This is a genomic window from Scandinavium sp. M-37 (assembly GCF_043558715.1).
Taxonomy (GTDB): Bacteria; Pseudomonadota; Gammaproteobacteria; order Enterobacterales; family Enterobacteriaceae; genus Scandinavium; species Scandinavium vulneris_A.
Window position 1 is genome coordinate 1 of the sequence record NZ_JBIGIN010000062.1, and the last position, 10,177, is coordinate 10,177.

The 10,177-nt window shown below is 53.5% G+C and carries 9 protein-coding genes; 6 read left to right on the forward strand and 3 right to left on the reverse strand.

Going from position 1 to position 10,177, the window contains the following annotated elements; genetic code table 11:
• Window positions 1-124: 124 nt before the first annotated feature.
• A complete protein-coding gene (gene grcA / locus ACG0Z5_RS23325; protein WP_319627955.1) occupies window positions 125-508 on the reverse strand; it encodes an autonomous glycyl radical cofactor GrcA in 384 nt (127 codons plus the stop codon).
• A gap of 319 nt (window positions 509-827) precedes the next feature.
• Here grcA and ung point away from each other — a divergent pair, with 319 nt between their 5' ends.
• Entirely contained in the window at window positions 828-1,517 is a 690-nt protein-coding gene (ung, locus tag ACG0Z5_RS23330; protein ID WP_394451490.1) for a uracil-DNA glycosylase, read from the forward strand.
• Window positions 1,518-1,567: 50 nt separating this feature from the next.
• Here the strand turns inward: ung and ACG0Z5_RS23335 are convergent, their stop codons facing one another.
• On the reverse strand, window positions 1,568-2,665 hold the full coding sequence (locus tag ACG0Z5_RS23335) for a tRNA/rRNA methyltransferase (protein ID WP_394451492.1): 1,098 nt from the start codon (window positions 2,663-2,665) through the stop codon (window positions 1,568-1,570).
• Window positions 2,666-2,872: 207 nt separating this feature from the next.
• On the opposite strand from ACG0Z5_RS23335, the gene trxC reads away from it, so the two are divergent.
• The 5 genes from trxC (at window position 2,873) to ACG0Z5_RS23360 (ending at window position 8,597) form a co-directional block, all read left to right on the forward strand.
• A complete protein-coding gene (trxC, locus tag ACG0Z5_RS23340) occupies window positions 2,873-3,298 on the forward strand; it encodes a thioredoxin TrxC (protein WP_394451494.1) in 426 nt (141 codons plus the stop codon).
• Between the two features lie 69 nt (window positions 3,299-3,367).
• Complete coding sequence (gene tapT, locus ACG0Z5_RS23345; RefSeq protein ID WP_394451496.1) at window positions 3,368-4,066, forward strand: tRNA-uridine aminocarboxypropyltransferase; 699 nt, start codon at window positions 3,368-3,370, stop codon at window positions 4,064-4,066.
• 35 nt (window positions 4,067-4,101) lie between these two features.
• A complete protein-coding gene (locus ACG0Z5_RS23350; RefSeq protein WP_394451497.1) occupies window positions 4,102-6,759 on the forward strand; it encodes a bifunctional acetate--CoA ligase family protein/GNAT family N-acetyltransferase in 2,658 nt (885 codons plus the stop codon).
• Window positions 6,760-6,873: 114 nt separating this feature from the next.
• On the forward strand, window positions 6,874-8,229 hold the full coding sequence (gene pssA, locus ACG0Z5_RS23355) for a CDP-diacylglycerol--serine O-phosphatidyltransferase (protein ID WP_394451499.1): 1,356 nt from the start codon (window positions 6,874-6,876) through the stop codon (window positions 8,227-8,229).
• A 44-nt stretch (window positions 8,230-8,273) separates the two neighbouring features.
• A complete protein-coding gene (locus ACG0Z5_RS23360; RefSeq protein WP_394451500.1) occupies window positions 8,274-8,597 on the forward strand; it encodes a YfiM family lipoprotein in 324 nt (107 codons plus the stop codon).
• 2 nt (window positions 8,598-8,599) lie between these two features.
• On the opposite strand, the gene ACG0Z5_RS23365 is transcribed toward ACG0Z5_RS23360, so the two are convergent.
• Window positions 8,600-9,898 carry an MFS family transporter gene (locus tag ACG0Z5_RS23365; protein ID WP_394451501.1) on the reverse strand — a complete coding sequence of 433 codons (1,299 nt, stop codon included), beginning with the start codon at window positions 9,896-9,898 and terminating at the stop codon, window positions 8,600-8,602.
• Window positions 9,899-10,177 lie beyond the last annotated feature (279 nt).

The following is a 10,177-nucleotide window of genomic DNA, read 5'->3' on the forward strand; positions in this document are numbered from 1 at the left end:
AGCGAAGTTACCCTCGGGAATTGAAAGTAAAAGCCCAGAAATATCCGACAAGAAAAAATGCTGATCACCTTAAGTGACCAGCATTAGGAAAATCCCGGCTTTTTTATTTCCCACCCCTGAGAAATTACAGACTTTCAGTGAAAGTACGCGCGATAACGTCACGCTGCTGTTCAGGTGTCAGAGAGTTGAAGCGAACCGCATAACCAGAAACACGGATGGTCAGCTGCGGGTATTTTTCTGGGTGCTCAACCGCATCCATCAGCGTTTCGCGACGCAGAACGTTCACGTTGAGGTGCTGACCGCCTTCTACACGCACTTCTGGCTGTACGTCTACCGGGATTTCACGGTATTCGATTTCGCCAAGTTTATTCACTTCGACAACCTGATCTTCAGTGAAACCACCTTTTGCTACCAGGCAGCGTGCTTCGCCTTTCTCGCTGTCGAGCAGCCAGAAAGAGTTCAGCAGGTCGTCATTAGCAGCTTTAGTAATCTGGATACCTGTAATCATTTTAATGCCTCCCTTAGGCTCATGTATTCGTTTTTGCATTGGCCAGACGCTGGCCAATTGGTAAAACCATTGTTGCTTGAGTGTATATATAACAGTCTAACACCCGACAAACATTGACCTAAATCAATAGAATTAGTGTGTGTACTCAGTACATGTGGTGATTTCATTGTTTTAGATCAATTTTCACCGTGCAGAAAAACAATTATCGTTGTAATCATTCAACTTTTTTTGAATCCATTCCCTCCAATACGCACACAAAATTTTGTTCCCCAGAAAGAAGCCGTTAAGCTATGGCCAACCAAATTCGCAGGAGAGCGAGATGACCACGCCCTTAACCTGGCACGATGTGCTGGCCACGGAAAAAGAACAGCCCTATTTCATCAACACGCTGGCAACGGTGGCCAGTGAACGTCAGGCCGGAATGACCATTTATCCTCCGCAAAAGGACGTGTTCAATGCGTTCCGCTATACCGAGCTCAACGATGTGAAAGTGGTCATCCTCGGGCAGGATCCGTATCACGGCCCGGGTCAGGCGCACGGGCTGGCATTTTCGGTGCGCCCTGGCATTGCCACTCCACCGTCACTGCTCAATATGTACAAAGAGCTGGAAGGCACCATTCCAGGCTTTACCCGTCCGACGCATGGTTATCTGGAAAGCTGGGCGCGTCAGGGCGTGCTGCTGCTCAACACCGTACTGACGGTGCGTGCAGGCCAGGCGCATTCCCATGCCAGCCTCGGTTGGGAAACATTCACCGATAAAGTCATTAGCCTGATTAACGAGCATCGAGAAGGCGTGGTGTTTTTACTGTGGGGATCGCATGCGCAGAAAAAAGGGGCGATTATTGACCGTCAGCGCCATCACGTGTTGAAAGCGCCGCATCCATCGCCGCTTTCGGCCCATCGCGGTTTCTTCGGTTCGAATCATTTTGTGCAGGCGAACGAGTGGCTGGCACAGCGCGGCGAGCCGCCGATTGACTGGATGCCGGTCTTGCCAGCAGAAAGCGAATAAAAAAATGCCAGCATCGCGCTGGCATTTTCATTTTCACCAATGCATAAGCATCAGGCTTTATTCTGACGCCACCATTCGGCCAGCAGAACACCGGTTGCCACGGAAACGTTCAGACTTTCGACGTTGCCGGTCCCCTGGATGGCCACACTCAGGTCGGCGGTATCAAGCGCCGCATCGGACAGACCGTCACGCTCCTGACCCAGCACCAGCACCATTTTCTTCGGCATGGTCGCTTTAAACAGCGGCGTGCCTTCATGGCTGGAAGTGGTGACAATCGCATAACCCGCTTTACGGAACTGGTCCAGCGCGTCGATGAAGCTGTCAGCGGTGATCGGCTGCACGTGCTCCGCGCCGCCTTCTGCGGTACGAATTGCCGCACCGGATTCCAGCACAGCGGCATCCTGAACCACCACACCCTTGACACCGAAGTGCGCACAGCTACGCATGATAGCACCGAGGTTATGCGGGTTACCGACATCTTCCAGCGCCAGTACGCAGTCTTCTTCCGCCGCTTCGCGGACCCATTGCTGTACGCTGGTACCGTTACGCTTTTTGATCAAGAAGCACACGCCACCGTGGTGTTCGGTGCCGGAGGCTTTCGCCAGTTCGGCTTCATCGACCACGTGATAGGCTTTGCGGTTTGCCGCCATCCAACGCAGAGCTTCTTTGAAACGCGGGGTCACGCTCTGGATAAACCAGGCGCGAACGATGCAGTCCGGACGGCTCAGGAACAGGGCCTGACAGGCATTTTCACCGTAAACGCGGGTTTCTTCCGCACGCTGACGGCGGATAACTTCAGGATCGACAAAGCTTTTGCCGCTGATCCCGCCGTGATCCGGCTTGTCTACTGCTTCTTCGCCCGGTGCACGGGAAACGGTACGCCACGGGTTGTTGTCGCGTGGTCCGCTATCGCGGTCACGGGAAGCATTGTCCCGGAAACGGTCACCGCTACGTTGCGGCTTACCATCACGGGATTTACCATCACGACTATCGCGCGCAGGACGACGACCACCTTCGGTACGGGACGGGCCGCTGCGGCCTGCACCTTTACCGGTACGCGGGTTTTCCGTGCGTTTATCCGAGTCATCATCACTGCGGACATACATCACTTTGACCTTGCCGCTTTTATTTTTCAGTTCGTCGTTCATTTTATTCTCCACCTGCGCTGCGCGAAGCGCGAAGAGTACCCGATGTGCCCCCGCTTCGCCATGATTTCGTACCAAAGACTGCGACTATTATAATCATCGAATAAACCACATTGTTCTTTAAAACAGTCTCATCGATAATACGTAACATTAAAGAAACATTTCGGCCACCTGTGCCGTGACATAAACCCGATTACCCAGAGGTTAGCTATGAATACCGTTTGTGCCAGTTGTCAGGCGCTTAACCGTATCCCCGACGATCGTATCAACGAAACGGCAAAATGTGGTCGCTGCGGCCATGAGCTGTTTGATGGCGATGTCATTAACGCAACCGGTGAGACGCTGGATAAATTGTTAAAAGACGATTTACCCGTCGTGGTCGATTTCTGGGCACCGTGGTGCGGGCCCTGTCGCAATTTCGCCCCCATCTTTGAAGATGTGGCGGAAGAGCGTAGCGGAAAAATGCGTTTCGTGAAGGTAAACACCGAAGCCGAGCGCGAGCTCAGCGCACGTTTTCGCATCCGCAGCATTCCGACCATCATGATTTTCCATAAAGGTGAAGTCGTCGACATGCTTAATGGCGCCGTACCTAAAGCACCATTCGACAGCTGGTTGAATGAAGCCACCGAAGCCTAGTCCAACGGGGCGCATCTTGTGCCCCGCTTTCCCCTCTGCGACAATGGCGTTTTTCCTGCATAGCTCCCGATGACTGATAACGCCGTACTTCGCCTGCGCGCTGAACGCCTTGCCCGCGCCACCCGTCCGTTTCTTGCCCGTGGAAACCGTATCCGCCGCTGTCAGCGCTGCCTTTTGCCGCTGAAACAGTGCCTGTGTGAGACGCTATCGCCTTCAACCGCCCAGAGCCGCTTTTGTCTGGTGATGTTTGATACCGAGCCGATGAAGCCAAGCAATACCGGACGGTTGATTGCCGATATTCTGCCGGACACCGAGGCATTCCAGTGGTCGCGTACCGAGCCGCCGCAGGCGTTGCTTGATTTGGTGCAGCATCCTGATTATCAGCCGATGGTGGTATTCCCCGCCTCTTATGCCGGAGCAGACAGAGAAGTGCTCACCGCGCCGCCGTCTGGTAAGCCACCGCTGTTTATTATGCTCGACGGCACCTGGACCGAAGCGCGGAAAATGTTTCGTAAAAGCCCTTATCTGGATGCGCTGCCGGTGATTTCCGTCGATTTATCACGGGTGTCGGCTTACCACCTGCGTGAAGCCCATGCTGAAGGACAGTATTGTACGGCGGAAGTGGCGATTGCCCTGCTGGATCTGGCCGATGACACGAACGCAGCCAGCGCCCTGGGCAGTCATTTTCAGCGTTTCCGCACGCGTTATCTGGCAGGAAAAACCCATCATAAGGGAAACATCACAGTGCCAGAGCCAGAAAGCGTTTAAAATCATTCAGGAATCAGCGTTCAGGAGAGAAGGCGATGAGCCAACGGGGACTGGAAGCGTTACTGAGACCCAAATCGATTGCGGTGATTGGGGCTTCGATGAAACCGCAGCGTGCGGGCTATCTGATGATGCGAAATCTGCTGGCTGGCGGCTTCAATGGCCCGGTTTTACCGGTGACGCCCGCTTACAAAGCGGTGCTGGGGGTGCTGGCCTGGCCCGATATCGACAGCTTACCCTTCACGCCAGACCTGGCAGTTATCTGCACCCATGCTAAACGCAACCTGACTCTGCTGGAGGCTTTAGGCCGTAAAGGCTGCAAAACCTGCATTATTCTTTCATCGCCGCCGGAGCAATTCAGTGACCTGAAAGCCTGTGCCGTCCGCTATCAAATGCGTCTGCTCGGGCCGAACAGTCTTGGCCTGCTGGCGCCCTGGCAAGGACTCAACGCCAGTTTTTCCCCGGTGCCGATTCGCCGCGGTAAGCTGGCCTTTATTTCGCAATCGGCGGCGGTGTCAAATACCATTCTTGACTGGGCGCAGCAGCGGGAGATGGGCTTTTCCTATTTTATCGCGCTGGGCGACAGTCTGGATATCGACGTCGATGACCTGCTCGACTTCCTTGCCCGCGACAGTAAAACCAGCGCCATTCTGCTGTATCTGGAGCATCTCAGCGATGCCCGACGTTTTGTATCGGCAGCCCGTAGCGCCTCGCGCAATAAACCCATTCTGGTCATCAAAAGTGGCCGCAGCCCGGCGGCGCAACGCCTGCTGCACGTCAGTTCCGGGATGGATCTGGCGTGGGATGCCGCTATTCAGCGGGCTGGTTTGCTGCGCGTGCAGGACACGCACGAGCTGTTTTCTGCGGTCGAAACCCTGAGCCATATGCGTCCTCTGCGCGGCGAACGTCTAATGATAGTCAGCAATGGCGCGGCACCGGCGGCACTGGCGCTGGATGAACTTTGGCTGCGCAATGGCAAACTGGCCACGCTGAGTGACGAAACACTTACACGTCTTCGTGGCGTACTTCCGACCACGGTCGACGCGGCAAATCCGCTTGATCTCCGCGATGACGCCAGCAGCGCGCACTATCAACAAGCGCTGTCCATTTTGCTCGATAGCCAGGATTACGACGCGCTGTTGGTTATCCATTCCCCCAGCGCGGCGGCACCCGGTACTGAAAGTGCGCAGGCGTTGATTGATACCCTGAGCCATCACCCGCGCGGGAAATACATCACCGTGTTGACCAACTGGTGCGGAGAATATTCCTCTCAAGAAGCGCGCCGGTTGTTCAGCGATGCCGGGATCCCCACCTATCGTACGCCGGAGGGCACCATTACCGCCTTTATGCATATGGTGGAATACCGGCGCAATCAGAAGCAGTTGTGCGAAACGCCGGTGCTCCCGGATAACCTGACCGCCAACACCGCTGAGGCCCATGCGCTTTTACAACAAGCCATTGCAGAGGGCGCAACGTCACTCGATACCCATGAAGTGCAGCCGATCCTCAAAGCGTATGGCATGCAAACGCTGCCGACGTGGATTGCTGCCGACAGCGCGGAAGCAGTGCATATCGCTGAACAGATTGGTTATCCGGTCGCGTTAAAGTTGCGTTCACCGGATATTCCGCATAAATCGGAAGTTCAGGGGGTGATGCTGTATCTGCGTACCGCCACGGAAGTCCAGCAAGCCGCCGATGCGATACTCGATCGGGTGAAAATGACCTGGCCCCAGGCACGCATTCACGGACTTTTAGTCCAGAGCATGGCGAACCGTGCCGGAGCACAGGAACTCCGCGTGGTTGTCGAACACGATCCGCTGTTCGGCCCGCTGATCATGCTGGGTGAAGGCGGTGTGGAATGGCGTGCGGAAGATCAGGCGGCGGTTGCTCTTCCGCCGCTAAACATGAACCTTGCCCGTTACCTGGTGATTCAGGCGATCAAGAGCAAAAAGATCCGCGGCAGAAGTGCCCTGCGTCCTCTGGATATCGCCGGACTCAGTCAGGTTTTGGTTCAGGTCTCGAACCTGATTGTGGACTGTCCGGAAATCCAGCGTCTGGATATTCATCCCCTGCTCGCCTCCGGGGATGAATTCACGGCTCTGGATGTGACCCTGGAAATAGCACCGTTTAGCGGTGACAGCGAAAGCCGTCTCGCCGTGCGCCCGTACCCGCAGCAATTTGAGGAATGGGTGGAGCTGAAAAACGGTGAACGCTGTCTGTTCCGGCCGATCCTGCCGGAAGATGAACCGCTGTTGCAGCAGTTTATTGCCCAGGTCACGAAAGAAGATCTCTACTATCGCTATTTCAGTGAAATCAATGAATTTAACCATGATGATTTAGCCAACATGACGCAGATCGACTACGATCGTGAGATGGCTTTCGTGGCGGTTCATACGACGGAAACAGGAACAGAAATTCTGGGCGTAACGCGCGCTATTTCAGATCCTGACAATATTGATGCGGAATTTGCCGTGCTGGTACGCTCGGATCTGAAAGGCCTGGGCCTTGGCCGCCGGTTGCTGGAGAAGCTCATCAATTACACGCGCGAACATGGCCTCACGCAACTGAATGGCATCACCATGCCCAACAATCAGGGAATGATAGCCCTGGCGCGTAAGCTGGGTTTTGACGTCGATATCCAGCTTGAAGATGGCATTGTTGGATTAACATTGAGACTATCCTCAACGCCTTCGTAACTAAGCTGCTGGAAATGTTGACCACTTTAGCAGGCACTGATGTTATTATTGCTCGCTTCTGTCGTCTGCATGGTACAGAGGACCCTTGATTAATCAGAGAAGAAACGCACTGTGATGTTGTCAAAATTTAAGCGCAACAAGCATCAACAACACCTTGCTCAACTACCTAAGCTTTCTCAGTCAGTTGATGATGTCGAGTTCTTTTACGCCCCTGCGGATTTTCGGCAAGCGCTGTTGGCTAAAATCGCCAATGCGACGCGCCGTATCTGCATTATTGCCCTCTACCTCGAGCAGGATGACGGCGGTAAAGCGGTTCTGCAGGCTATTTATGACGCTAAACGTCAGCGGCCTGAACTCGATGTCCGCATTCTTGTCGACTGGCATCGCGCCCAGCGCGGGCGCATTGGTGCCGCCGCGTCGAACACCAACGCCGACTGGTACTGCCGCATGGCTCAGGAAAACCCTGGTGTAGATGTTCCGGTCTATGGTGTTCCGGTAAATACCCGTGAAGCCCTCGGCGTTCTACATTACAAAGGTTTTATCATCGACGACTGCGTGCTCTACAGCGGGGCAAGCCTGAATGATGTTTACCTGCACCAGCACGATAAATATCGCTATGACCGTTACCAGGCCATTGGTAATGCGCAGATGGCTGACATCATGTTCGACTGGGTGAACCAGAATCTGGTACAAGGTCGCGGTGTAAATCGTCTTGATGATAATGAGCGCCCGAAAAGCCCGGAAATCAAAAACGATATTCGTCTTTACCGTCAGGAACTGCGTGATACGGGTTACCATTTCCAGGGTAATGCCGATAACGAGCAGCTGTCGGTCACGCCGCTGGTTGGGCTCGGAAAATCGAGCATGCTCAATAAGACGATTTTCCACCTGATGCCGTGTGCTGAAGAGAAGTTGACCATTTGCACGCCCTATTTCAACCTTCCCGCGGTTCTGGTGAGAAATATTATTCACCTGCTTCGTCAGGGGAAGAAAGTTGAGATAATCGTTGGCGATAAAACAGCTAATGATTTTTATATCCCTGAAGATCAGCCATTTAAAATTATTGGTGCTCTGCCTTATCTTTATGAAATCAATCTACGCCGTTTCCTGAGTCGCCTACAGTATTATGTGAACACTGACCAGTTGATAGTGCGTCTGTGGAAAGATGAAGATAATAGTTACCATCTGAAAGGGATGTGGATCGATGATGAGTGGATGCTTCTCACCGGTAATAACCTCAACCCACGAGCCTGGCGATTGGATCTGGAGAATGCCATTCTCATTCACGATCCGAAGCAGCAACTGGCCGAATCGCGTGACAGAGAACTGGCGCTCATTCGCACGCATACCACCGTGGTGAAACATTATCGCGACCTGCAAAGCATCGCCGATTACCCGGTGAAAGTAAGAAAGTTGATCCGCCGCCTGCGTCGAATTCGTATCGACAGGCTTATCAGCCGCATTCTGTGATCCCAGGCCCCGCATTTGTCGGGGCTTTTTTACAGGAGCCCGCCATGCGTATTTTGGTTCTGCTCTCTTCTCTGTGGCTTAGCGGCTGCAGTCATACGGCCAATGATGCCTGGACCGGGCAGGATAAGGCTCAACACTTCCTCGCATCTGCCATTCTTTCCGCCGCAGGCAATGAATATGCTCAATATCAGGGTTACAACCAGGATCGAAGTGCGGCTTATGGGATGATGTTCTCAATCAGTCTGGGGGCCGGGAAGGAATGGTGGGACAGCCGCCCGTCTGGCAGCGGCTGGAGCTGGAAAGACTTTGCGTGGGATATTGCCGGGTCCACAACCGGCTACGCGGTGTGGCAGATGGCGCATCAGTAAACTTACAGACGTAATCCCTTCCCTTTGCTGTGCAGCATGAGTGAAACCAAAAACGCCAGCGCGCTCAGACTCGTCACGTACCAGAAGAATGCACTTTCGAAACCGATAGATTTCAGGGAAAGTGCCACATACTCTGCAGAACCTCCAAACAGCGCATTTGCGACGGCGTACGACAACCCAACGCCCAAAGCGCGCACCTGCGCCGGGAACATCTCCGCTTTCAATATACCGCTTATCGAGGTGTAAAAACTGGCGATTAACAGCGCACACATCACCAGCGCAAAAGCCGCGTAGGGGGAATGTACATGCTGGAGAGCGGTCAGGATCGGTACGGTAAACAGCGTCGCGAGCCCACCAAAACACAGCATTGATGTACGGCGGCCAATCCGGTCAGACAGCGCGCCAAACAGTGGCTGAACGACCATATAAACAAACAGTGCTGCTGTCATCACTACGCTGGCCACGTTGGCATTCATACCCGTGGTATTGACCAGATACTTTTGCATGTAGGTAGTGAAGGTATAAAACACCAGCGATCCTCCGGCGGTAAAGCCAAGTACCATCACGAATGCTTTACGATTCCGCCAAAGCCCCTTCAACGATCCTGCCTCTTTCAGGGCTCGCGTCTCCTGCTGTGAGGTCTCATCCAACTGACGACGTAACCATAGCGCCACTAAAGCCAGAGCTGCACCCAGCGCAAACGGAATACGCCAGCCCCAGGCATGTAAGTCTTCGCTGCTGAGGATCTGTTGCAGGACGACGACGACCAACAATGCCAAAAGCTGTCCGCCAATTAACGTCACATACTGGAAAGACGCGAAGAAACCTTTTCGGCCCTCTATGGCGACTTCACTCATATAGGTTGCGCTGGTGCCATATTCACCACCGACCGAGAGTCCCTGGAATAAGCGCGCCAGTAGCAGTAATGCTGGAGCCCATGTGCCAATCGTCGCATATCCGGGCAGACAGGCAATCACCAGCGAACCAAAGCACATCATGCAGACCGAGATCAGCATCGATTTTTTACGCCCATGGCGATCGGCAATACGGCCAAATAGCCAGCCGCCGATAGGACGCATCAGGAAACCAGCGGCAAAAACGCCTGCAGTTTGTAGCAATTGAGTTGTAGTGTTACCTGAGGGGAAGAAGATATGGGCGAAATAAAGTGAGCAAAATGAATAGACGTAGAAATCAAACCACTCGACCAGGTTACCGGATGAAGCCCCCACGATAGCCCAGACCCGTCGCCGGGTATCGCTGCCCGTCAGCGACTCACGCGATGAAAGTGTATTCTCGATCATTGTTATTATACTCCTGCAAATTTCCAGACTTGCCCCAGCGCGGATGGATCCCAGCACTACTGCAGAAAAAATTAGTGAACGAAATGTTATATAATTGTTACTTTTAAATTTGTGATGTGTCGCACAATTTTCGTTAGCAGGATCAGTAATCAGGATTAGTCGTAGAAGAATGGAGATTGAAATTGAACAAACGCAAAAAAGCCTCATGCTTTCGCATGAGGCTCTGTTGCTTATTTGATGCCTGGCAGTTCCCTACTCTCGCATGGGGAGACCCCACAC

Bases quoted from the DNA above. Each gene is read 5' to 3' on its own strand.
- ACG0Z5_RS23350 (WP_394451497.1), top strand. From the start codon at position 4,102: ATGAGCCAACGGGGACTGGAAGCGTTACTGAGACCCAAATCGATTGCG.
- ACG0Z5_RS23365 (WP_394451501.1), bottom strand. From the start codon at position 9,898: ATGATCGAGAATACACTTTCATCGCGTGAGTCGCTGACGGGCAGCGAT.
- tapT (WP_394451496.1), top strand. From the start codon at position 3,368: ATGACTGATAACGCCGTACTTCGCCTGCGCGCTGAACGCCTTGCCCGC.
- ACG0Z5_RS23335 (WP_394451492.1), bottom strand. From the start codon at position 2,665: ATGAACGACGAACTGAAAAATAAAAGCGGCAAGGTCAAAGTGATGTAT.
- grcA (WP_319627955.1), bottom strand. From the start codon at position 508: ATGATTACAGGTATCCAGATTACTAAAGCTGCTAATGACGACCTGCTG.
- pssA (WP_394451499.1), top strand. From the start codon at position 6,874: ATGTTGTCAAAATTTAAGCGCAACAAGCATCAACAACACCTTGCTCAA.
- trxC (WP_394451494.1), top strand. From the start codon at position 2,873: ATGAATACCGTTTGTGCCAGTTGTCAGGCGCTTAACCGTATCCCCGAC.
- ACG0Z5_RS23360 (WP_394451500.1), top strand. From the start codon at position 8,274: ATGCGTATTTTGGTTCTGCTCTCTTCTCTGTGGCTTAGCGGCTGCAGT.
- ung (WP_394451490.1), top strand. From the start codon at position 828: ATGACCACGCCCTTAACCTGGCACGATGTGCTGGCCACGGAAAAAGAA.